The 23048-nt window shown below is 60.6% G+C and carries 21 protein-coding genes, 1 tRNA gene and 1 pseudogene; 13 read left to right on the top strand and 10 right to left on the bottom strand.

Annotated elements, in window-relative coordinates:
- Nucleotides 1-563: FAD-dependent oxidoreductase (locus Q0K02_RS12060; RefSeq protein WP_294489340.1), on the bottom strand; the 563-nt coding region annotated here is incomplete at its 3' end.
- Between the two features lie 962 nt (nt 564-1525).
- Here Q0K02_RS12060 and Q0K02_RS12055 point away from each other — a divergent pair.
- The 6 genes from Q0K02_RS12055 to Q0K02_RS12030 all read left to right on the top strand — a co-directional run bounded on the left by Q0K02_RS12055 (nt 1526) and on the right by Q0K02_RS12030 (nt 10646).
- Nucleotides 1526-2530, top strand: a complete 1005-nt coding sequence (locus tag Q0K02_RS12055; protein ID WP_294489337.1) for a TRAP transporter substrate-binding protein — start codon at nt 1526-1528, stop codon at nt 2528-2530.
- Between the two features lie 61 nt (nt 2531-2591).
- Nucleotides 2592-4457, top strand: a complete 1866-nt coding sequence (locus Q0K02_RS12050) for a TRAP transporter large permease subunit (protein WP_294489334.1) — start codon at nt 2592-2594, stop codon at nt 4455-4457.
- Nucleotides 4458-4598: 141 nt separating this feature from the next.
- A complete protein-coding gene (locus Q0K02_RS12045; RefSeq protein ID WP_294489331.1) occupies nt 4599-7112 on the top strand; it encodes a pyruvate formate lyase family protein in 2514 nt (837 codons plus the stop codon).
- Between the two features lie 142 nt (nt 7113-7254).
- A complete protein-coding gene (locus tag Q0K02_RS12040; protein ID WP_294489328.1) occupies nt 7255-8184 on the top strand; it encodes a glycyl-radical enzyme activating protein in 930 nt (309 codons plus the stop codon).
- Between the two features lie 41 nt (nt 8185-8225).
- Nucleotides 8226-9065: an amidohydrolase family protein gene (locus Q0K02_RS12035; RefSeq protein WP_294489343.1), complete on the top strand. Its 840-nt coding sequence runs from the start codon at nt 8226-8228 to the stop codon at nt 9063-9065.
- Between the two features lie 180 nt (nt 9066-9245).
- On the top strand, nt 9246-10646 hold the full coding sequence (locus tag Q0K02_RS12030) for a sigma 54-interacting transcriptional regulator (protein WP_294489297.1): 1401 nt from the start codon (nt 9246-9248) through the stop codon (nt 10644-10646).
- A 7-nt stretch (nt 10647-10653) separates the two neighbouring features.
- On the opposite strand, the gene Q0K02_RS12025 is transcribed toward Q0K02_RS12030, so the two are convergent.
- Nucleotides 10654-11523, bottom strand: coding sequence for a DMT family transporter (locus tag Q0K02_RS12025; RefSeq protein ID WP_294489294.1), 870 nt, complete (start codon nt 11521-11523; stop codon nt 10654-10656).
- Between the two features lie 270 nt (nt 11524-11793).
- Between Q0K02_RS12025 and Q0K02_RS12020 the strand changes: the two genes are divergently transcribed.
- Nucleotides 11794-12522, top strand: a complete 729-nt coding sequence (locus tag Q0K02_RS12020) for a sulfite exporter TauE/SafE family protein (RefSeq protein ID WP_294489291.1) — start codon at nt 11794-11796, stop codon at nt 12520-12522.
- A gap of 155 nt (nt 12523-12677) precedes the next feature.
- Here Q0K02_RS12020 and Q0K02_RS12015 read toward each other — a convergent pair whose 3' ends face one another.
- On the bottom strand, nt 12678-13829 hold the full coding sequence (locus Q0K02_RS12015) for an alanine--glyoxylate aminotransferase family protein (protein WP_294489288.1): 1152 nt from the start codon (nt 13827-13829) through the stop codon (nt 12678-12680).
- Here Q0K02_RS12015 and Q0K02_RS12010 point away from each other — a divergent pair.
- Entirely contained in the window at nt 13819-14151 is a 333-nt protein-coding gene (locus Q0K02_RS12010; RefSeq protein WP_294489285.1) for a hypothetical protein, read from the top strand. The genes Q0K02_RS12015 and Q0K02_RS12010 overlap by 11 nt on opposite strands.
- A gap of 112 nt (nt 14152-14263) precedes the next feature.
- On the opposite strand, the gene Q0K02_RS12005 is transcribed toward Q0K02_RS12010, so the two are convergent.
- The 3 genes from Q0K02_RS12005 to Q0K02_RS11995 form a co-directional block, all read right to left on the bottom strand.
- Nucleotides 14264-15451: a class I SAM-dependent rRNA methyltransferase gene (locus tag Q0K02_RS12005; RefSeq protein WP_294489283.1), complete on the bottom strand. Its 1188-nt coding sequence runs from the start codon at nt 15449-15451 to the stop codon at nt 14264-14266.
- Nucleotides 15452-15713: 262 nt separating this feature from the next.
- The gene (locus tag Q0K02_RS12000; protein WP_294489280.1) at nt 15714-16088 is read right to left on the bottom strand and encodes a diacylglycerol kinase; all 375 of its coding nucleotides are present in this window, start codon (nt 16086-16088) and stop codon (nt 15714-15716) included.
- 2 nt (nt 16089-16090) lie between these two features.
- A complete protein-coding gene (locus Q0K02_RS11995) occupies nt 16091-16654 on the bottom strand; it encodes a hypothetical protein (RefSeq protein ID WP_294489277.1) in 564 nt (187 codons plus the stop codon).
- Nucleotides 16655-16866: 212 nt separating this feature from the next.
- Between Q0K02_RS11995 and Q0K02_RS11990 the strand changes: the two genes are divergently transcribed.
- From Q0K02_RS11990 to Q0K02_RS11970, 5 genes are all read left to right on the top strand, one after another.
- The gene (locus tag Q0K02_RS11990; protein ID WP_294489275.1) at nt 16867-17244 is read left to right on the top strand and encodes a hypothetical protein; all 378 of its coding nucleotides are present in this window, start codon (nt 16867-16869) and stop codon (nt 17242-17244) included.
- Nucleotides 17244-17549, top strand: a complete 306-nt coding sequence (gene yjgA / locus Q0K02_RS11985; protein ID WP_294489270.1) for a ribosome biogenesis factor YjgA — start codon at nt 17244-17246, stop codon at nt 17547-17549. Before Q0K02_RS11990 ends, yjgA begins: the two co-directional genes overlap by 1 nt.
- 80 nt (nt 17550-17629) lie before the next feature.
- Nucleotides 17630-17705 (top strand) — tRNA-Ala (locus tag Q0K02_RS11980).
- A gap of 44 nt (nt 17706-17749) precedes the next feature.
- Nucleotides 17750-18424, top strand: a complete 675-nt coding sequence (locus Q0K02_RS11975; RefSeq protein ID WP_294489267.1) for a phenylalanine--tRNA ligase beta subunit-related protein — start codon at nt 17750-17752, stop codon at nt 18422-18424.
- Between the two features lie 112 nt (nt 18425-18536).
- Nucleotides 18537-19298 carry an EamA family transporter gene (locus Q0K02_RS11970; RefSeq protein ID WP_294489265.1) on the top strand — a complete coding sequence of 254 codons (762 nt, stop codon included), beginning with the start codon at nt 18537-18539 and terminating at the stop codon, nt 19296-19298.
- 66 nt (nt 19299-19364) lie between these two features.
- Here Q0K02_RS11970 and mgtE read toward each other — a convergent pair whose 3' ends face one another.
- From mgtE to Q0K02_RS11950, 4 genes and pseudogenes are all read right to left on the bottom strand, one after another.
- On the bottom strand, nt 19365-20750 hold the full coding sequence (mgtE, locus tag Q0K02_RS11965) for a magnesium transporter (protein ID WP_294489260.1): 1386 nt from the start codon (nt 20748-20750) through the stop codon (nt 19365-19367).
- A gap of 802 nt (nt 20751-21552) precedes the next feature.
- Complete coding sequence (gene hisA / locus Q0K02_RS11960; protein ID WP_294489258.1) at nt 21553-22290, bottom strand: 1-(5-phosphoribosyl)-5-[(5-phosphoribosylamino)methylideneamino]imidazole-4-carboxamide isomerase; 738 nt, start codon at nt 22288-22290, stop codon at nt 21553-21555.
- The gene (locus Q0K02_RS11955; protein WP_294489253.1) at nt 22287-22922 is read right to left on the bottom strand and encodes a nucleoid-structuring protein H-NS; all 636 of its coding nucleotides are present in this window, start codon (nt 22920-22922) and stop codon (nt 22287-22289) included. The genes hisA and Q0K02_RS11955 overlap by 4 nt, the downstream gene beginning before the upstream one ends.
- A pseudogene (locus Q0K02_RS11950) lies at nt 22922-23048 on the bottom strand (imidazoleglycerol-phosphate dehydratase); the annotation flags it as partial. The gene Q0K02_RS11955 and the pseudogene Q0K02_RS11950, both read right to left, overlap by 1 nt.

The following is a 23048-nucleotide window of genomic DNA, read 5'->3' as shown; positions in this document are numbered from 1 at the left end:
ATGACGGTCACCTTGATGCCCCACATGTCGGCCAGAGCCACGGCCATTTCCAGACCGATGAAGCCCGCGCCGATGATGACGGCGTGATTGATCTTGCGGGCGGCGCACTGTTCCTGAATGGCCTTGGCGGCCTCAAGGCAGGTGACGGAGGTGACGTTCTTCAGATCCGCGCCCGGAATGGGAGGAATGCGGGGGCTGCTGCCCGTGGCGATGACCAGCTTGTCGTAGGGCATGTCGCTCTTTTCGCCGGTCTGGGTGTTTTCGACGGTGACGGTCTTTTCCTTGCGGTTGATGGAAAGGGCACGCGTGTGGCAGATCGCGTTGACGCCCTTGAGTTCCTTAAAGAAGGCTTCGTCGCGGACGACGCCGGCGTTGGTGGTGCGCAGACCGTTCATCTGGGGAACGTCGCCGCCCACGAAGTAGGGGATGCCGCAGCCGCCGTAGGAAATGTAGGTGCCCTGATCGATCATGGTGACGTTGCTGTCGGGCATGAGACGCTTGGCGCGAGCGGCGGCCTTCGGGCCGAGGGCGACGCCGCCGATGATGAGAATATTGAGAGCCATGGTGGGAAAACCTCCAGAGAATAAGGTTCATGACGCCGAAAGAAAACTATCGGCAGACACTTTATCAGAATATCGTCGGTAATTGCAAGATAATTACGCGTATCCGCGAGCTCTTCACAAGTCGATTTTCCGGGCGCATTCCGTGGTTTTAAAAGCGAAGTGAAGTAAATACGGCATGTTGAACATTCATATGCCGACGGAAGGGCACGTTGTTAAAGTTTACGCGCGCAAGCTCCGGGCGGACGCTCCGAAAAGAAGCGTCCGCCGCAGGCGGCGCTGAGGAGGAGGAAAAAAACGTGTTTTCAACCCGGCGAACCTTTTGAAGAAAGACTTGTTATATTTTATACAAGCTTGAAAATCAAGGCAAGAGGCCCGTGTTCGGGGAAAAGGCGGGACGAAAAATGCGCTTTTTTCAAGGGTTCTCTTTTTTGCCGTGCCTTGTCGCCGACGCCCCGGGAAGAGCGTTCTGCCTTCCGAGGCTGAAGAAGGGCGTCGTCAAAAGACCTGCATATGCATTTCGGCATAATGAATAAAAGCTCACATGCAGGGCTGCATAAACAAAAATATAATAATTTTAGATGATAAGGTAATATATGCAGAAAATAATATGCAAGTATGCATATTATGCGAAATAGAATAATACAATAGCAAAATTATAAAAATCACAAATTAAGATAATATATTGAAAAATTTATGTATTTGTGAATTTCAGTGAAAAAATGCGGGGTGCGGGCATTTTTGTGGATAATACTTGAACAACTAATAACCATTTGTATTTGAACAATAAAATTTTCAACGCTCAAAAATGTGACCGTTGGCACGATTCTTGCTTATTGGAAAAAGTGTGCAGCCTCGAACCGCATTTGGAAATGAGATTGCACCAAAAGGTTCAAACCGAAGACTTCGTTCCAGGGAATATGCCGGATGCCCGGCTAATCGTATAAAACTGTGAAGGAGAAGCTATGAAACTTTTTCGTACGTTGCTTTGCGGTGTCGCCGTTATCGGTCTGATGGGTGCCTACGCTCCTGCTGAAGCTGCACGTCCCCTCACCCTGCGCCTCGGTCATCCCATGGCTCCGGGCAACAACGTCACCGTCGGTTACGAAAAGTTCGCAGCCCTGGTCAAAGAGAAATCGGGCGGCAAGATCAGAATTCAGATATTCCCCAACTGTCAGCTCGGTTCCGACCGCGTGACCACCGAAGCCGCGCAGGCCGGCACCCTCGACATGTCTTCGAGCTCCACTCCCAACCTGGCCGGTTTCTCCAAGGACTACATGGCCATCGACCTTCCCTACGTGACCTCTCCCAAGTATCAGCAGAACCTGTACAAGGCTCTTGACGAGGGCGAACTGGGCAAGGCTCTGGACAAGGTTGCTGAAAAGTGCGGTCTCAAGACCATCATGTTCAGCGAATACGGTTACCGCAACTTCGTGAGCTCCACCAAGCCTCTGGATTCCGTGAAGAGCCTCATGAACCTCAAGGTGCGCACCACCGACTCCCCCGTTGAAGTGGCCGTGGCCACCGAACTCGGCATGAACCCCGCCCCCGTGGCCTGGGGCGAAACCTACACCGCCCTGCAGCAGGGCACCGTGGACGCCGAAGGCAACACCTTCTCCCTGCTCAACGACTCCAAGCATACCGAAGTTCTGAAGTATGCCATGAACTCCGAGCACAACTACTCCATGCACATTCTGCTCATGAACAAGGCCAAGTGGGACAGCCTCACCCCCGAACAGCAGAAGATCATCATGGAAGCCGCCCGTGAAGCCACCGACTGGGAACGCGCCGAAACCGTGAAGCTCGAAGAAAAGGCCTGGCAGGCCTTCCGCGACAAGGGCATCAAGATCCACATGCTCACCGACGCTGAAAGAGCCGAATTCTACAAGCTCACCCAGCCCGTGCGCGATCAGTTCTCCAAGGAAATCGATCCCAATCTGTTGAAGCTCATTGCTGACACCCAGAAGTAATGCCGCCTGCGGGCGGAGAGATCTCCGCCCGCTTCATTCTTATCTCTGAGGCTTGAAATCCATGAGCACCGACACGAAAAAATCCCCCGGCATTCTGCACTGGCTTGACGAGAACTTTGAAAATATTTTTCTGGTTTCAGGCCTTCTTGCCATCATTTTCTTCATCACCTGGCAGGTCATCTACCGCTATTTCATCACGCCCCTCGTCGAACGCGCCGGCGCTGCGGTTTGGACCGAAGAAATTTCCCGCTACATCTTCATCTGGATCTCCTACATTGCCGTGAGCGTGGCCATACGCAAGCGCAGCTCCATCCGAATCGACTTCGTGTATCAGATGCTGCCTCCGCGTCTCCAGCGCATCAGCTGGATCTTTGTGGAACTCATCTTCCTCATGCTCACCCTTACCATCACCTATTACGGATGGGGCCAGATCGAACGTCTCCAGCGCTTCCCCCAGCATACGGCGGCCATGCGCATTCCGTTCCTCATTCCCTATCTCATTCTGCCTCTCGGCTTCGGTCTCATGAGTCTCAGACTCGTGCAGTCCATGATCAAGCAGATCAAGGTCACGGGCGTTCTGGATTCTATCATCGGCGCGGTCGTCGCGGTGGCGGTCATGTCGCCCTGCGTGCTCGCCGAATACATTGATCCCGTTCCCGCCCTGTTCGGCTACTTCCTCATCTTCTGCGTCACCGGCGTGCCCATCGCCATCGGCCTCGGCATGTCCGCGCTGACCACCATTCTCTGTGCCGATACGCTGCCCATCGAATATCTGGCCCAGGTGTCCTTCACCTCGCTGGACAGCTTCCCCACCATGGCCATTCCGTTCTTCATCGCCGCCGGCGTGTTCATGGGCGCGGGCGGACTTTCCCAGCGCCTGCTCGGACTCGCCGACGAACTCGTGGGCGGCATGTACGGCGGCATGGCGCTGACCACCGTGGCCACCTGCATGTTCTTCGGCGCCATCAGCGGCTCCGGCCCCGCCACCGTGGCGGCCATCGGCGCCCTGACCATTCCCGCCATGGAAGAACGCGGCTACAGCAAAACCTTTGCGGCGGCCATTGTGGCGGCCGCAGGCGCCATCGGCGTCATGATTCCTCCCAGCAACCCGTTCGTGGTGTACGGCATTGCCGCTCAGGTCTCCATCGGCGATCTGTTCATCGGCGGCATCGTTCCCGGCGTGCTCACCGGCGCCGTGCTCATGGGCTATTCCTACTACGCCGCCCGCAAGAACAACTGGCGCGGCTCCGCCCGCACCCGCACCGTGGGCACCGTGACCCGCGCCGTGTGGGACGCCAAGTGGGCTCTGCTTGTTCCCGTCATCGTGCTCGGCGGCATCTACGGCGGCCTCATGACCCCCACCGAAGCCGCAGCCGTGGCCTCCTTCTACGGCCTCATCGTGGGCGTGTTCATCTACCGCGAACTGGATTTCCGCAAGGTGTGCGCCTGCTGCGTGGAAGCCTGCGAAACCTCGGCCGTCATCATCGTGCTTATGGCCATGGCCACCCTGTTCGGCAACATCATGACCATTGAAGACGTGCCCGGCACCATCGCCCGCGCCATCCTCGGATTCACCAGCAGCAAGATCGCCATCCTGCTCATCATCAACGTGCTGCTGCTCATCGTGGGCGTGTTCATGGAAGCTCTGGCCGCCATCGTCATCCTGGTGCCCATCCTCCTGCCCATCGTGACCGGCGTGGGCGTGTCGCCCCTGCACTTCGGCATCATCATGGTGGTGAACCTGGCCATCGGCTTCCTCACCCCGCCCGTGGGCGTCAACCTCTTCGTGGCGAGCGGCATTTCCGGAACCCGCATCGAGCAGATCGCCAAGGCCAGCCTGCCCATGATCGCCCTGATGATCGTCGTGCTGCTGCTCATCACCTACATCCCGGCCATTCCTCTCTGCCTGGTCGGCGGAGCGGGATAGTCCCGGCAAACCCGGCAACCTAAGGACCTTCCCGGGAAAATCCCGGGAAGGAGTCTCCCTCCTCACCTATTTCAGGAGCCCTATGCTCCCGGAGCCTGCGCCCGAAAGGCACGGTCCGAAACGAACCTTCAAGGAGTTCACATGAGTGCCATTGAAATGCTCAACCCCGAAGCCTGTGAATGCCATTCCCCGCAGGAACAGCGCATCTTTGACGAACAGAAGGGCAAAAAGGACAAGTACTATGACACGCATGCCCGCGTGTTCGACCTCATCGCCAAGTTTGAAGGACAGACCCCCGTCATCGACGTGGAACGCGCCCTGTACTTCACCCAGTCCATGAAGGAAACCGAAGGTCAGCCCCTCGTGCTCCGCTGGGCCAAGGCGCTCATGCACATCGCCAAGAACATGACCGTGGAAGTCGAAGACGGTCAGCTGCTGCTCGGCCGCGCCGGCTCCAAGATCGGCCGTTACGGCATCCTGTATCCTGAACTCGACGGCGACTTCCTCGACATCGCCGTGCGCGACCTGCCCACCCGTGAGCAGTCCCCCGCCACCATCAGCCCCGAAGACGCCAAGATCGTCATGGAGGAGATCGCTCCTTACTGGAAGGGCAAGACCTATCACGAAGCCCTGAACAAGGCTCTCCCCGAATGGGTTCACAAGCTCACCTACGTGGACGATGAAGGCCTCATCTCCCGCTTCGTGGTGAACGAAACCTCTTCCTTCCGTTCCTCCATCCAGTGGGTGCACGACTACGAGAAGGTGCTCAAGCGCGGCTTCAACGGCATCAAGGCCGAAGCCGAAGCCAAGCTGGCCGCCCTTGATCCCGCGAGCCCCGTGGATCAGGCCGACAAGCGTCCCTTCCTGGAAGCCGTGGTCATCGTGTGCGACGCCATCGTTCTGTGGGCCCGCCGCTACGCCGCCAAGGCCCGCGAAGTTGCCGCCGCCACCACGGATCCCGTGCGCAAGGCCGAACTTCTGAGAATGTCCGAAATCGCTGAAAAGGTGCCTGCGGAACCCGCGAGCAACTTCTATGAAGCCGTGCAGTCCCAGTGGTTCGTGCAGATGTTCTCCCGCATCGAACAGAAGACCGGCACCACCATTTCCAACGGCCGCATGGACCAGTACTTCTATCCCTACTACAAGCAGGACATGGAAGCCGGCGTGCTCACCGAAGAAAAGGCCATGGAACTTCTGGAATGCATGTGGGTCGGCATGGCCGAATTCATCGACATGTACATTTCTCCTCAGGGCGGCGCCTTCAACGAAGGCTATGCTCACTGGGAAGCCGTGACCATCGGAGGACAGACCAAGGACGGCGTGGACGCCACCAACGAACTGACCCACCTGTTCCTGCGCTCCAAGCGTGAATTCCCCCTGCACTATCCTGACCTCGCCGCCCGCGTGCATTCGCTCTCTCCCGACGAATACCTGTGGGACGTGGCCGAAACCATCAAGTACGGCTCCGGCTTCCCCAAGCTCTGCAACGACGAAGAAGTCGTGCCGCTGTACGCCTCCAAGGGCGGCACCTTTGAAGAAGCTCTGGACTACGCCGTGTCCGGCTGCACCGAAACCCGTATGCCCAACCGCGACACCTACACCTCCGGCGGTGCGTACACCAACTTCGCCGCGGCTCTGGAAATGGCTCTGCGTCAGGGCAAGATGAAGAAGTACGGCGACGAGCAGCTCGGCGTGAAGACTCCCGATCCCCGCACCTTCAAGACCTGGGACGACATGTGGGAAGCCTACAAGGCTCAGCAGGACCTGTTCCTGCGTGCCACGTTCACCCAGCAGTACATCGTCACCAAGGTTCGCGCCGAACACTTCGCCCAGCCCATGGGCTCCGCTCTGCACGATCTCTGCATGAAGTACTGCCTCGACCTGCACACCCGCATCATCCCCGAAGGCGCCAACTTCGGCTACTTCGAATTCATGGGCTTCGGCACGGTCATCGACTCCCTGGCCGCCATCAAGAAGCTGGTGTTTGAAGAAAAGCGCATCACCATGGATCAGCTCCTTGAAGCCATGGATCACAACTGGGTGGGCTACGAAGACATCCAGCAGCTCGTGAAGAGCTGCCCCTGCTACGGCAACGACGATCCCTATGCCGACGAAATCGGCAAGGCCATCGACCGCATCTGCGTGGAATTCGCCCAGAAGTACTCCCCCGAAATGGGCATCAACAACGACGTGCGCTACGTGCCCTTCACCTCCCACGTGCCTTTCGGCAAGGTGGTGAGCGCCACGCCTAACGGCCGTACCGAATGGTTCCCGCTGTCCGACGGTTCTTCCGCCTCCCACGGCGCGGACGTGAATGGTCCTACCGCCATTCTGCTCTCCAACTACAAGACCAAGAACTACGGCCTGCGCAACCGCGCCGCCCGCCTCCTGAACATCAAGTTCACTCCCAAGAGCGTGGAAGGCGAAGCCGGCACCGAAAAGCTGGTGCAGTTCATCCGCACCTGGTGCGACCTCAAGCTGTGGCATCTGCAGTTCAACGTGCTCAATCAGGAAACCCTGCTTGCCGCTCAGAAGGATCCGCAGAAGTACCGCAACCTCATCGTTCGCGTGGCCGGTTACAGCGCCTACTTCGTGGACCTGTCGCCCGACCTTCAGAATGACCTGATCGCCCGTACCGATCACGACGATCTGTAGTAGACAAGGGGCCTGATGCCCCGCCGGCTTCTCCTCCTTGCCGGGGAGGAGCCGGTTTTCTTTTATCGGAACGCGTCCGATTCCGGGCGCGGCGTTTCCGGAGGGCAGACCGCCCCTTTTCGCAGCCGCACGCGAGGTTATCATGAGTACGTTTGAGGACAGAAAAGTCACCGGCCTGGTGTTCAACATTCAAAAATATTCCGTTCACGACGGTCCGGGCATACGCACCATTGTGTTCACCAAGGGCTGCCCTCTGGCCTGCCGCTGGTGCAGCAACCCCGAATCCCAGAAACCGCAGCCGCAGATGGCCTTCAACCCCACCCGCTGCATTTCTCCGGCCAAGTGCAATTTCTGCATTCCCGCCTGTCCCTACGGCTCCATCCGCGCGGTCAACGGCGCTCTCGACATCGACTGCACCCACTGCAACGACTGCGAAACCATCGCCTGCGCCTCGGCGTGTCCCGCGCAGAGCCTCATCGTGTACGGCAAGAACCGCACCGTTGAGGACGTGCTTCACGTGGTGGCTCAGGATTCCATTTTCTACTCCCGTTCCGGCGGCGGCATGACCATTTCCGGCGGCGAGCCGCTGTTCCAGAAAAAGTTCGCCCTGGCGCTTCTTCGCGAGGCCCGCAGACGCCGCATCAAGACGGCCATCGAAACCTGCGGCTGCGTGCCGTGGGAAACCATGGAAGAGGCGGCTCCGCTCCTCAACAACATCCTTTTCGACGTCAAGCACACTGACTCCGAAAAGCACAAGTGGGCCACGGGCAGAGGCAACGAGCTTATTCTCTCCAACCTGAAGAAGCTTTTGGAAACCTTCCCCGACAAGCCCGTGCTGGTGCGCACGCCCGTCATTCCCGACTTCAACGACGATGACGAAACCGCCCGCTCCATAGGCCGGCTGCTCAAGGGCTACGCCAACGTTTCCTATGAAGCGCTGCCCTACCATCGCCTGGGAACGCAGAAATACATGTTCCTGGGAAGAGAGTATCCCATGGGCGAAGTTTCCCTGCCCGCCGGCGTCGCCGCGCGCGTGCAGGCCATCGTGGACGAGGAACGAGGCGCAAAGTAGCTCCTTTTTATGCATGATCCTTCAACCAGGGAGGACTGGTGATGAAGATTATCGACTTTCGTTTTCGGCCTCACACCGAGGCCATTCTGAACGGCATCAAGAACAGCACCATGTTCAAGGCCAGCTGCGAGGCCAGCGGCTTCGACAAGTGGAAGCCGCAGACTCTCGACGAGATCGTGGCGGACCTCAAGGCCCGCGGCGTGACGCGCTGCGTCATTACCGGCCGCGACTGCCAGACCACCTACGGCTTCCCGGACAACAACGGCAGCGTGCTGGAATTCTGCCGCGCCTATCCCGACATGTTCCTCGGCTTCTGGGGCATTGATCCGCACAAGGGCATGGGCGCCGTGCGCGAAGTGGAAAAGGTGGTGAAGGAATACGGCATGAAGGGCATTGCCACCGATCCCTATCTTGCTCACATCAGCCCCTGCGAAGCCCGCTACTATCCCATTTACGCCAAGTGCTGCGAACTGAACGTGCCGGTGTTCATCACCATGGCTCCGCCGCCTCAGGTTCCCGGCGCGGTGATGACCTACACCGATCCGCGCGACGTGGACGTGGTGGCCCGCGACTTCCCCGAACTCAGGATAGTCATGAGCCACGGCGGCTATCCGTACGTGCATGAGGCCATTTACGCCTGCTATCGCAACAAGAACGTGTACATGGACATTTCGGAATATGAAGTCGCGCCCATGTGCGAAACCTACATCAGCGCCATGAAGTCCATGATCGCCGACAAGGTGGTGTTTGCCAGCGCCCATCCGTTCGTGGAGCAGGGCGAATGCCTGGCCAACTATGCCGCCATGGATCTGCCTGAAGACGTGCGTGAGAAGATCATGTACAAAAATGCGTGCAAAGTGCTGGAAATTCCTGAAGATTAATGTTCCGTCAAGGGGCCGCTACGAAAACGCGGTGTAAATAAGGGGCCGCCGCGTTATCGCGGCGGCCTTTTTTGTACCCAGCCACGGCATTCCCCTTTTTGGGAAAGTATTGTGAACAGGATTAAATTATTGCAAAATGACTGGGCAGGCAGAAATTTTTATCCTTATTTCGGGTTATCCATGGATTCCGTGCTTCTTGAATATATGGAACAGGCTTTCGACGTTTTCCAGGACGGCATCTGGATAAGCGATGCAGATTCCACATGTCTTTTCGTCAATAAAAAGTACGAGGAGCTGAGCGGATTTTCCAAGAAGTGGATGATGGGACGCAAGGCGACGAGCATTGTGGCCGAAGGCATTTTCGACGTGGCCGTCAATCCCGAAGTCATCAGTTCCGGCCGCCCTGTCTCAAAGATACAGACGCTTTCCAACGGAAAGCATCTTTCGCTCGACGGTTTTCCCATTCTGGACAGAAACGGCAAGGTGGTCATGTGCATCACCTTCATCCGCGACATCAGCACCATCGTGAACATGGAAAACAAGCTGGCGCATCAGCGCGATCTGTTGAACACCATGGTGCGCATCAACAATTCCAGTCTGCAGACCGTGGAGGACGGAAGCAATTTCATTTTCAGCGCGGCCATGGAATCCTTTCTGGCCAAGGCGCGCATCATGGCGCAGACGGACATCTCCGTGCTCATACTCGGCGAAACCGGCGTGGGCAAGGACGTGATGGCCCAGCGCATACACGCCATGAGCCGCAGGGCCGACAAGCCGTTCATCAAGGTGGACTGCGGCAGCATTTCCCCGAACCTCATCGAATCCGAGCTGTTCGGCTACGTGGGCGGAGCCTTTTCCGGCGCGAACCGCAGCGGCCGCATAGGCTTTATTGAAGCCGCGGCCGGGGGCACGGTGTTCTTCGACGAAATAGGCGAACTTCCCCTGCCGCTTCAGACAAGACTGCTGCGCTTTCTGCAGGACGGCGTCATCGTCCGTGTGGGAGCCAACACGCCCAAGAAGGTGGACGTGCGCGTGGTGGCCGCCACCAACAAGGATCTGGAAAAGGCCGTTGCCCGCGGAGAGTTCCGCAGCGATCTCTACTACCGGCTGAAAATTGCGGTGCTGAACATTCCTCCGCTGCGCAGGCGAAAGGAAGACATCATGCCGCTGGCCAATTTTTTCCTCCAGCAGTTTTCCAGAAGATACAACAGAGTAATGACCCTGGGCGACGACGTGGAGCCGCTGCTTTTGTCCTACGACTGGCCGGGCAACGTGCGGGAGCTCAAGAGCATGATGCAGGAAGCCGTGGTCACGTGCCCGAAAAACGTGGTGCGGGCCTACCATCTGCCCATCAGCTCGTCGTCCTCGCTGCGGGAGCCTGCTCCCGCGTCGGCGGAATTCGACTTCGAGGGCAAGGACTATCACGACATCATGCGGGAAATGGAATGCCGCATGCTGCGCGCGGCCATCGCCCGTTTTTCCGGCAACATGACGGCGGCTTCCAAAATGCTGCGCATGGACAGAAGCACCATGTTCCGCAAGATCAAGGATCTTGAGAAACATGGGCTGAAAGTTCTGTAGCGGCGCGCTAGGCCTTTTGCCTGGAAACGAGCGCCAGACAGATGCCGCCGAGAATGGGCACGGAACACAGGGCGAGGCGCAGGGTGATGGGCTCATTGAGCAGCAGCACGGCCAGCACCGCAGTGATGAGCGGCACGCTGAGCTGAATGACGGACGAGCCGGTCAGGCTGTAGCGCGGAACGATGACGTACCACAGAACATATCCGGGCGCGGAGGCCACGGCTCCGGCGGCCAGGGCGCAGGCCCAGGCCGCCGGATGCGCGGGGCCCTCAAACATCATGGCGGCGCATGCGGTGACGACGCCCGCAATGGCGCAGCGGAAGAAATTGCCCGCCGTGGCCAGCGAGGCGGAAGATGCGCCGCGGCCGCAGATGCTGTATCCGCCCCAGGAAAGACCGGAAATCACCATGAGCAGGGCGCCGACCAGAGGCGGAGCGGTGAGGCCGGGAGAGAGCAGGGCCAGAAGGCCGGCAAAGGCCAGAGCAAGGCCCGCCGCCTGCATGCGGGTGAGCCGCAGGCCGTGGGCGAGGCCCCATCCTACCATGCCGAACTGCACGGAAATGTTGATGATGAGCGTGCCTGCGGCCGAAGGCATGGTCATGTAGGCGAGGGAAAAGCATATCATGTACAGGAAGAGAAACAGGGAACCGGCCCAGGAACTTTCCTTCCAGGCCTGTTTCCATACGGAGCCTTTGCCGGGCGCGGCGCGCACCACGTGAAGAGCGCACAGCAAAGCCAGCATGATTGCGGCGGAAAGGCCGCGGATGGCGGTGTACTGGAGCGGCTCCATGCCCCAGACGACCAGAGCCGCCCGGCACAAGATGGAGTTGAGAGCAAAAAGCGTCAGACAAAAGGCGGTGGCAAGAAAAAGTCGCATGGATTATCTCACAGGTCTGTTTGTTTCATCAGGGATGCAATGCATGTTTCATGCCAGAGCGGCGCGTGCCGCTGAAAAACTTTTTTACTATTGATATCGACATATTGCTGAATATGCCGGTGAGATCGGACAAGGGATGCCGCGGCGGCGTCCGCAGGAGACCGCAACGCTGTGCCGTACGGCATAGGCGAAAATGCACAGCGTGAAACGGGAGCGCCGCGCCCTGACGACGGGGGAAGACCGTCGGGTGTCCGGTCATGGGGACGGAGTATGACGATTTCTCTCATCATCAGTTTCGTAGTCGTGGGCTTTCTTTGCGGCGCCACCAGCATAGGCGGCATTCTGCTCATTCCGGCCATACAGTACGGCACGGGCATGCCGCTTTCCCTGGCGTCGGGCACGGCGCTGTGCAGCTTTTTCTTCACCGCCGCGGTAGGCACGTTCCTGCACTGGAAGCGCGGCAATCTGAAAAAGGAGATTGTGATTCCTCAGTGCATCGGCGCGCTGCTGTTCAGCTGCTTCGGCGCGCTCACCAAGCACGTGGTGGGCGATGTGGCGCTCAACGCCATTCTGGCCGTGCTCATCATCATATCCGGCGCGGCCGCGCTGCGCCAGCCCCATCCCATGCGGAGCATGGAAACGGAACGCGGACGCTTCCGCTATCTGCTCTTCGTCGGCTCCTTCGTCGGATTCATGGCCGGCCTCACCGGCATGGGAGGCCCGGTGCTTTCCGTGCCCATGATGATCATCATGGGCTTTGCGCCCTTCGCCACGGTGGCGGCGGCGCAGCCCTTCCAGATGTTCGCCTGTCTTTCCGGCAGCATCGGCAACATCATCATCGACCAGATCAACTGGAATATTGCGCTGATGTCCGTGGTGCTTCAGAGCGTGGGCGTCTGGGCGGGCATACGCGCGGCCAGTCACATGAATACGGCGATGCTCAAGAAGGCCATTGCCTTCCTGTGCATATTCACCGGCGTGTTCATGCTGCTGCGCTGACGCTTTCCTGGCTTTTTCTATGAAAGAACCGGTCTGAACTGCTCAGGCCGGTTCTTTTTTGGGATGAAAAGGCGTCGGCAAAGCTCCGGGCGCGTCTTGCCGGAGACGGGGACGCGTTGTTGCCGGAGGCTTCGTCCGGGAGCGGCGTCTGCCGATTATTCTCCGAGGGCAGCGTGATAGGCGTCGAGCGCGGCTTCGAGATAGGCTCCCTTCGGCTTTTCCGGCAGGCTCCAGGCAAGCGCATGCAGACCGGCGGCGAGATCGGCCCAGTCTATCCAGCCCATGTGGGCGAGGCGTATCACCTTGTCCTTGAGGTCGCCCTGACCGGCGGTGAGAATGACGCCGCAATCCTTGAAGGCCTTGGCCACGATGGGACCGGCGGGCATGTCTTCGGGCATGAGCACGCTGGTGAGGCCCCAGGTGTAGCGGCCTTCTTCCTTGACGAACAGGTTCATGCCCATGGCGGCAAGGCCGGTTCTGGCCATCTGCGTGAGGGCCCACTGCTTTTTGAACACGTTTTCCATGCCGAACTCATGCAGCATGGTCAGCGCCTCGTGCAGGCCCATGAGCAGGCTGATGGGCGAGGTGTAGTGCGTCTGATTCTTGGCGCAGCTGGCCCTCTCCTGAATCAGATCGAAGTAGTAGCACTGGGGGCGCACTTCTTCGGCGCGCTTCCAGGCGCGGGGCGAGAGGGCGATGAAGGCCAGACCGGGGGGCAGCATGAGGCCCTTCTGCGAGCCGGTGATGAGGCAGTCGATGCCCCATTCGTCCATGCGCACGGGCGAGATGGACACCGCGGAAATGCCGTCGGCCACGAAGAGCACGTTGCGCTCGCGGGTGACGGCCGCCACTTCCTGCACGGGATGAAGCACGCCGGTGGACGTTTCGGAAATCTGCATGAACACGCCGCGGATGGCGGGATCGGCGTCGAGCATGGCGCGGATTTCCTCGGGATCGAAGGACTTGCCGGCGTCCTTGCGCAGGATTACGGGGTTGAGGCCGCGCATGGTTGCAATGTCCACCCAGCGGTTGCCGAAATAGCCTGCCGTGGCCACGAGCACCTTTTCGCCGGGTTCAAAGAGATTGAACGCAGCGGCGGTCATGCCGCCGGTGCCGGAGCTGGCCAGCGGAATGACGGGAGATTCCGTGCAGAAGAGCTTTTTGAGCATGATCTGGTTTTCGGCCAGAATGGTCTTGAAGGCGTCCTTGCGGTGATGAAGCAGGGGGGAGGCCATGACCAGACGAACGCGGTCGGGAATGGGCGTGGGGCCCGGGGTAAGCATACGGGTAGCCTGAATGGATGACATGACAAAAACCTCTTGTGCCGGCGGCGCGCCGGAATGGGTGGCGCGGAAAATGCGCGTTTTTCACGGTATAGAAAAAAGAAGCGCGCAGCAAGCGCAAGTCGGGCCCGGCGAAGATAAGCTGCCGGGAGCAAAGGTCGTTTTCGGCAGGAGCGCTCCGGCGGCGATGGCGCCTGCCAAGTGGCGCGGGCCGGGATTCGAGGGCACGGAGTCTTCCGGCAAAGGCCCGGGGCAGGCAAAAGAGCGCGGCGATGAACCGGGCGGACGCGTTGCGGCTTCTTCGGCGGAAAAAAGCCGTCTGCCGGGCGCGCAGGGGATGTGGTGACACGCGTCGTTTGTCCTTTTCCGCCGAGTCCAGGAAGCGTTCACGTTTTTCGGCGTGGGAAGCGGCGCTCGCGCGCAAAAAAAGGGCGACCCGAAAAGGTCGCCCCTGATGCCTATTCCGGCAGATGGAAAAGGAAGGTCTTGAGATAGGCCGTTTCGGGCATGGCCGGATGAATGGGGTGATCCGGCCCCTGAAAGCCCTGGAACAGCAGCCGGGCGTGACGGCGTCTTTTGCCTGCCGCGCGGGTGACCAGATTGCGCAGGGCGTCGGCTTCCAGATGATGGGAGCAGGAGCAGGTCATGAGCAGGCCGCCGGGGCGCACGAGATCGAGGCCCAGCTCGTTGACGCGCTGATAGGCTTCGAGACCCTGACGGGCGTCCTTCTTGCGCTTGATGAAGGCGGGCGGATCAAGGCACACGATGTCGAAGGTGCGGCCTTCGCGGCGAAGATCGGCGAGCAGGGTGAGGGCGTCGCCCTGCAGGGCTTCCGTGGCCGTGCCGAACTGTCCGGCGTTGCGCTCGGCGTAGGAGAGCGCGTGGGCGGAAGCGTCCATGAACGTGACTTTTCCCGCGCCGTTTTTGGCCGCCAGCGCGCCGAAGCCTCCGGCGTAGCAGAAGGCGTCCAGCACGGTGCAGCCCGGCTGCGACTGCACGAAGGGCGCAAGCGCGGCGCGGTTCAGGCGCTGATCGTAGAACCAGCCCGTTTTCTGGCCTCCGCGCAGCGCGACGGCGTAGCGCATGCCGTTTTCTTCCACAAAAATTTCGTCGGGCGCGGAACCCAGGGCGACGCGCTGAAAGCGTTCGAGGCCTTCGAGATCGCGGGAGGCCACATTGTTGTCGAGCAGGATGGAGGCGGGGTGAAGCAGTTCGTCGAGTACGGCGACGAGTTCGTCGGTGTGCGCGTCCATGCCCGCCGTGGTGATCTGGCAGACGAGGTGATCGCCGTGCCTGTCGGCGATGAGTCCCGGCAGAAAGTCGCCTTCGCCGTGGCAGAGGCGGTAGAAGGGCGCATGGAACATGCGTTCGCGCAGGGCCAGAGCGTCGGAGAGGCGGCGGCGCAGCAGATCCGCGTCGAGCGCTTCGTCCGCCCTGCGGCTCACCAGGCGCACGGCGATGAGCGAGGCGGGATTGACGTAGCCCGTGCCGAGCGGACGTCCGCCGCAGTCGGCCACGAGCACGGACTGCCCCGGCGCAAACGACGAAAGCGGCGAACGTTTGACGTCTATTTCGTTGCTGAACACCCAGAGGTGTCCCACGCGCAGGCGGCGGTCTTCGCCTTTTTTGAGAAAAACGGTTTCCATGGGCGTTTCCCCGATGCGTTGAAGGAGTGCCGCAGGAGTGCGGAGAGGAATCGGAAGGCGCGGCGTTCGGAGTCGCGGGCGCGCGTCGCCTGAGCGCTTGGCCGGGGCTTGTTTTGCGCGCTGCGCCCGGCGTGTCGGGCGTTTCGGGCACGTCAGGTCGCCGGGCGCAAAGAGGCTGCGTTTGCTCGCTGCCGTGTTCCGGCAGGGGCAGGCGGGCGCGGGAGGGGCGCGCTTTGGAGAATGAGAACGCGCCCCGTCCGACTCAGAACAGTCCCAGAATGAAGATGCAGAACCAGAGCGCGGCGTTGAGCGCCAGCATGAGGAACACGGCGGCGGAAGCCATGTCCTTGGCGTTTTTCACCGCAATGTTGTAGTCGCGCGTGATGAGGTTGAGGGCCTCTTCAATGGCCGTGTTGATGAGCTCGGCCATCATGACGAGCAGCCACGCCCCGAGCGCGATGAGCCACGTGGTGAGGGGCTTGCCGCACACGGCGAGCAGCACGATGAGGGCGATGAAGACGCCGCATTCCTGCCGGAAGGCAAGACTGAGGCGCACGCCCGTTCTGAGACCGGCCAGAGAGTAGCCCGCGGCCTTGAAGATATGGAAGAAGCCTTCCTTCAGGCGTTCGCGGTCCATGACTAGGCCTGCTGCTGCGGATCGCCGCCGATTTCAAAGGAGCGGAATTCGCTGGACTGACCGTTGGCCTTGGGGCATTCCTTGCGCAGATAGCAGATGTCGCACGCGCCGTGGAAGGGGAAGGGCGTGAGCACGCTGAACTTGGGCAGCATGGAATGCGTGACGTCCTGATAGTCCAGGCCTTCGGCGGCCAGCGCTTCGCGGAGCGCGGCCGTGGGCTGGGGAGCGGGCGCGCAGCCGGCGTCTTCCACTTCGGGCATGAGCTGATAGACGGCGCACTGGCACATGGTCTGGGCAAGGGCGCTCAGGCGGAATCCGTATTCGGCGGATTTGGCCCATTCTTCGTCCACTTCCTTTTCCACGTCCTGATCGAGCCAGAGCGCGAGATAGCGGCCTTTGCCGGTTTCCAGCTTGATGGCGTGCAGCTTGGGCAGCCAGCGTTCCCACGCGTCGGCCAGCTCTTCGAGCACCTTGCCGCCGAGCCGCTTTTCGGAAAGCAGTCCCAGCAGCAGTTCAAAGTCGAAAATGGGGCGGACTTGCAGCGTTTCCTTGGTGTAGCTGTTCATAAAAATCCTCTTGGGGTGATGTCGGATCGGCCGGGGTTCCCGCCTGAGCCGTCAGGAATGTTCCAATGTGCCGCGAGGCCGCGGTTCCGTCAAGTGTCGGCGGGGCAAAACGGCCCGGAGGGGGGAGGATATTCTTTACTTGCCGGGCAAGGCGGGATATGAAAGGAAATTCAGGTTCGTCCGCGAGGCGGCCCCATTTTTGAGAGGTTCTCATGAGTCAGATCAGATATCCCAGCAGGGTGCGTTACGAATACACTCAGGATCCCGACTGTCGTCTGCAGTACACGCACGGCGTGTGGGGCGGCATCAATCCGCAGGGTGAAATAGAAGTGAATTTCTATGTGGAAAGCGACAAGCTGCCGTCGTTTTCCGAAAGAGCCGTGGAGCCGGACGGAGCCTTCGGCGCGGAAGTGGTTCCTTTTGACGAAGAGGAGCGCGTGATTACGCGTCACATCCATTCGCGGGTGCTCTTCAACTATCACACGGCCCGCGCGCTGATGGAGTGGCTGGAAGAGAAAATCGACACGCTCGAAATGGAAGAGAGCGCCAATTTCAATCCCGACGAGAGCGGTCCCGAGGTGCAGCAGTAATGCCCCGCAGAAACCGTTATCAGATAGGCGGCCCGGAGGAAGAGGAACGCGTAAGCCGTTCGCAGAAAAAACGCGACAGCGCCGCGCTGCAGGCCGTGGGGGAAAAGCTGGCCAGAATTCCCGCCGTGAAGCGGGCCCGTCTGCCGCTCCCGCCCGATCTCAAGGACGGGCTCGACGAGTACGACAGGCTTTCCGGCTTTGAGGCGAAGAGGCGTCAGCTTCAGTACATCGGCCGTCTCATGCGCGAGGCGCAGGAGGAAGGCACGCTTCAGCCCGTGCTCGACGCCCTTGACGTGCTGGAATAAACTTTCGGCAGGAAAAACGGGGCTTATGCATCTTTTTTCTTGACGGATGCTGCCGAATCTGGCAAATGTACATGTGCAACGGGGATGTAGCTCAGTTGGGAGAGCGCTTGAATGGCATTCAAGAGGCCAAGAGTTCAATTCTCTTCATCTCCACCAGAATTTCAGCCGCCTTTTTTCATATCTGAACCGGAGCGTGTCTCATGAAGCCGGATTTGCGCATTGACGACGATATGCATGCCTGCTGCCCGGACTGCCGTCTGGGCTGGCTGATCTATGACGCGGAACCTCGCGAATCCGACGCGTCCGTGTGGAGTGCGGTGGAGGCGCTGCTGCCCGCATTGAAGGCGCAGCTGGAATCGACGCCGCTTGCCGACATGCCGAATCTCGGCGAGTCGCGCCGCGCGTACCGCGCCTGCGGCAAGGATCCCGGCCGCTGGAGAGTGTCGTCCGAAGCCCTGTACCGGCGCGTCCGTCAGGGACGGGACCTGTACCGCATCAATGCCGTGGTGGACGTGAACAATCTCGTTTCTCTGGAAACGGGATTTTCCCTCGGCACCTACGACAGGGATCGCCTTGAAGGGGCCGTCGTGCTGCGGCGCGGAAAGCCCGGGGAATCGTATCCCGGCATAGGCAAGGACTCCGTGAATCTGGAATGCATGCCGCTTCTGGCCGACGACGCAGGTCCGGTGGGCAGCCCCACGAGCGATTCCACGAGGGCCATGGTGACGCCGGAAAGTCGTCGCCTGCTGACGGTGATCTATTCCTTTTCCCCGAGGGAGGAACTGGAAAAGGCGCTTGCGCTGGCCGCTGACCGGTTCGGAACGCTGGCGGGCACGTGCAATCTTGAGTTCGGCATAGTGGAGAGAATCAGTTAATGAAGCTTAATTTCAGTGATCGCGGATTCTGGCTCGGCACGGTGTACTGCGTGCTTGCCGCTCTGGCGTGGGCCATTTCGGGCCCGTGTCCCGCGTGTGCTTTGCGGAAGGCATGGAGCCTGCCACCGTGGCGTTCTGGCGCATGGCCATTTCCGGCGTGTGCTTTCTCATTCACGCCATGCTCGTGGGCGGCCTGCATGCCGGAAGGCGCGACTTCGTGAGCATGGTGCTCTTCGGCGCGATCAACGTTTCCCTCGTGATTCTTTCCCTGCAGATTTCCATTCAGAAAAGCGGCGGAGCCATTGCCATCATTCTCATGTTCACGGCTCCGGCGTGGGTGGCCTTTTTCTCGCGCATTCTGTTTCATGAAGCCATCAACTCGGCCAAGATCACGGCCCTGGCGCTGGCGCTTGTGGGCACCAGTCTGGTCTGTCTTTCGGGCGGAAGCCTGGGCGGCGAGGTGTCGTACGTCGGCATAGGCTGCGGCCTGCTTTCCGGCTTCACCTACGCCTTTCAGTTCCTGTTCTTTGCCTGGTACAAGGATCGCTATTCCACGCAGGCGCTGTTTGCCATGACCTTTCTTCCCGCGGCGGTGGTGCTTTCCTTCTTCGCGCATTTTCGGCCCATTTCCATGCATGCGGCGGGAGCGCTGTTCATTCTCAGCTTTGTTTCGACCTACGTTTCCTATTTCTGGTACGGCCAGTCGCTGCGCTATCTGTCTCCGGTGCAGGCCGCTATTCTGGGCAATCTGGAACCGGTGGTCAGCACGCTGCTGTGCTGGTGGCTCTGGAACGAGAATTTTTCCTTCATCGGCTGGGTGGGCTGCGCGCTGGTCATCGGCTCCGTGCTGCTTCTGACCATGAAACGGTCGTGATCTTTTCCGGCAGGGCCGGACAGCGCCGAAACGTCTCCCGCGCGGGGAGGCGCTTCGGCGCTTTTTTTATCGGAGCGCGGCCGCGAGCGCGTCGCCGAGGAAGAGGTAGGCGAAGCCGAAGTAGATGAACACCCCGAGCAGATCCATGACGGACGTGATGAGCGGGGAGGAAAGCGTGGCGGGATCCGTGCCCATGCGGCGGGCGAGGAAGGGCAGCGCGAGGCCGATGAGGCCGCCGGAGGCCGTGCAGACGAACATGCTGAGGCCCACGGTGAGCAGCACGGGCGCATCGACGCCCTTGGAAACCCAGGCGAGCGAGCCTTCGATGAGGGCCACGGTGAGCCCGAGCGCGCAGGCCACGGGAAGTTCGCGCCGGAACACGCGCCACATATCCCTCATGCCGGGGGTGACGTCGCCCACGGCCATGGCCCGTATCACCAGCGTGGCGGACTGACTTCCCGTATTGCCGCCCATGTCCACGATGGGCGCGATGAAGGCCGCGAGCACGATGACCCGGGAGAGCATTTCTTCCTGCGCGGCCACGAAGTTGCTCGTGACCACGCCGAACACCGTAAGAAAGACGAGCCAGAACGCGCGTACCTTGAACATGCTGAACAGGGGGGACTTGAGCAGATCGAGCTCCGCATCCCCGGCCGTGGCGGTGCCGCCGAAGCGGGCAAGCTGGGAGGCGTCCTGTTCCTTTTCCACGTCCATGGCGTCGTCCACGGTGATGACGCCCATCATTTTGTTGTGTTCGTCGGTGACGGGCAGGGCCAGCAGATCGTAGCGGCGAATCATTTCCGCGGCGCGCTCCCGGGGCCAGGACGCGCGGGCGCACACCGGGTGACGGCGCATGACGTTTTCCATGAGCTCGCCGTCGTCGGCAAGGAGCAGATCCCGGAGCGACGCTGCGCCGAGCAGCCGCTGCTCCCTGTCGAGCACATAGACGACGTAAATGGATTCGCATCGGCGGGCGGCGGCGCGCACGGTCTTGAGCGCCGCGGCCACGCGCGTTTCGGGCAGCACGGAAATGTATTCGGAAGTGGCGACGGAACCGGTGCTCTCTTCGGAAAAGGCGGAAAGGCGCATCAGATCGCGACGCACGTCTTCGTTCAGAGCGGCAAGCAGAGTTTGCTGATCCTGCGGCGAAAGCAGCGCGTAGAAGTCGGCGCGTTCGTCGGCGGGCAGATGTTCAAAGAGGCGCGCCGCCTCGACGGGAGGCAGGGCGTGAAAAATTTGCGTCTGGAGGGCTTCGGAAAAATAGCCGAACAGGGTTGCGGCGACTTCGTCGCTCAGTTGTTTCAGAAGCGTGAGCGTGGTGGAGACAGGCAGTTCGGCAAGCGCCTCCGCGGTGTCGGAAGGATGCGCCTTTTCGACGAGTCTTGCAAAGTCGCGGGTGTTGCCGGCATGGGACAGTTCGCAGATGAGACGCAGAATTTCCTTATGGGTCATGGCTGTTTTCCTCTGTGATGTCGGAAGAAGGGGAAAGAAGGACGGCGACGGACGGACGGTTCGTCGGGCAGCTGCTGTGGTTGTCCATGAAGATCTCCTTTTGAGTGTGTGGGATGATGTTTTGGGAATGAGGGGCGCGGCGTTGCCGTGCGCTTTGAGGCGGCCTTGAGCGCAGTTCGGGCCCGGGCGGCGCAGCGGCCTCAAGGCGGTCGACGGCAAAGACCGCGTCGGCCTGGGACTAACGCAGTGCGGAAGGATGGGGATGCGTGAAAAAGCGCGGAAACGCGAAGGGGAGGCCCCGCCGGAAGAGGCGGGAGAGGGAGGAAAAAAACATGGGGAGCTCCTCGTCAGGCTGTCCGGCCTGCGGGGAGAGGGGGCGCAAGGTCGGTCAGCTCAGGGGGTTGAAGGTGAAGCAGCGTTGACTGGGACTGTCGGAGGACATGATGACTTCCTTGCGTAATAAATGGCGTTGATGGGGCAGCAGTAGCCCGTAAAGCGTCGCACTGTCAAGCGTACCGGATCACACGTTGAGGGAACATACCGGGAAATTGCGGAGAATGTGCAGGCGTTTTTTGTCTCAAACGCGTTGTCCGGGAAGGTTTTTGCGGTCTTGTTGCGGGAAGAAAAAAAAGCGATGCCGCAAGTTGCGGACGTGAGAAAAGAGGCGAGACGCACGGAAGGACTGATCGCCTTCTGCGCGCCTGCGCGGAAGGTGTTGCTTTCGAGGGCTGCCGGGGCGAGCGCACGGCCGAAAAAAAAGCCCGCATTCCTGCGAATGCGGGCTTGTCGGGCAGAGAGAGGTTCAGGCCTTCTGGGCCTTGATCCAGGCCATGGCTTCGGGCAGATTCAGCGTGCCTTCGTAGATGGCGCGTCCGGAGATGGCGCCCTGAAGGTTGGCTTCCACGCTGAGGGGGTAGAGCTTCTTGATGTCGTCCAGCGTGGCCACGCCGCCTGCGGCCACCACGGGCACGGGGCTTGCGTGGGCAAGGCGCGAGAGCATGGGCATGTTCACGCCGCTCTGCATGCCGTCGCGGGCGATGTCGGTGTAGATGATGAAGGCCGTGCCGTCGCCCACGAGGCGGGGCATGACTTCATCCACGGTGAGTCCTGCGTCGGTCACCCAGCCGCGGGTTTTGAGGCGGCCGTCCACGGCGTCGAGGGAGACGCCGATTTTTCCGGGAAAGAGCGAGCAGAGCCTCGCGTATTCCCGGGGCTTTTCCAGCGCCATGGTGCCGATGATGAGCCTGGCGACACCGGCGTCGAACCACATGCGGGCGGCGTCTTCGTCGCGCACGCCGCCGCCGAGCTCGATGGGAATGTCGAGCGCGCGGCTGATGCGGGCCACAAGATCGGCGTTGACGCTTTTGCCCTGAAACGCGCCGTCGAGATCAATGAGATGCAGCCATTCGGCGCCCTGCTCCTGCCAGTGCAGGGCGGCGGCCACGGGATCGTCGCTGAAAATGGTGGATTCGTCGGCCTTGCCCTGCTTCAGACGCACGGCCTTGCCGTTCTGCAGATCGACTGCGGGAAAGATGATCATAGTCCGAACGCCTCCACGGCCTTGTCCATGCCTTCGGCCGCGAGTTCCTGCGCCGTGACCCAGCTTCCGCCGCGCTTGAAGAAGGTTCCTATTTTGGTGATGTCGCTGGCCAGGGGCTTCTGTTCTTCGGCGAAGTGGCAGCGCATGACGAGCGTCACGGGATTGCGCGCGTCGATGAGATAGAAGTCCTCGTTGACGGCGGCGGCGGAAACCACGCCGGCCTTGCCGCCCACGCGCTCCTGCATGGTGATGACCTGCGGCACGATGATCATGTCCGCGCCCGCCTTTCTGGCGCGCTCGGCCCAGGTGACGAGGGCGTTGCGGCGGCCGCGTTCGTCCTTCGCCATGTCGCCGCTGATGTCGGCGTCGCTCAGGAACACGTAGGGATGCAGGTTGGGATGAAGTTTTTCACGGAACAGCGCATCCAGACTTTTCAGCGTCTGGTCGGAGATGCGCTTCTGGTCTTCGGGAATGAAGCCGGAAAGCAGTTCCGCGGTCTGCGTGGGCTGCGTGAAGGGAGCAACGGCCACCACGAGATCGGGCATGATGAGGCGCTGCTGTTCCTCGGCTTTCTGGCAGCCGGCCAGCAGGCACAGACTGAACAGAACGAGAAGAAAATGACGGAAAGGCATCAGTCGAGACTCCCCTTGGTGCTGGGCATGCGGTCGTCGCTGCGTCGTACAGCCTGCGCCAGCGCAAGGCCCAGTCCCTTGGCGGCGGATTCCAGCAGGTGATGTCCGTTTTTGCCGTACTGGAAG

The sequence above is a fragment of the uncultured Mailhella sp. genome (genome assembly GCF_944324995.1).
Lineage (GTDB): Bacteria > Desulfobacterota > Desulfovibrionia > Desulfovibrionales > Desulfovibrionaceae > Mailhella.
The sequence above is the reverse complement of the archived record's forward strand: the minus strand, read 5'-3'. Positions and strand labels throughout refer to the sequence as shown.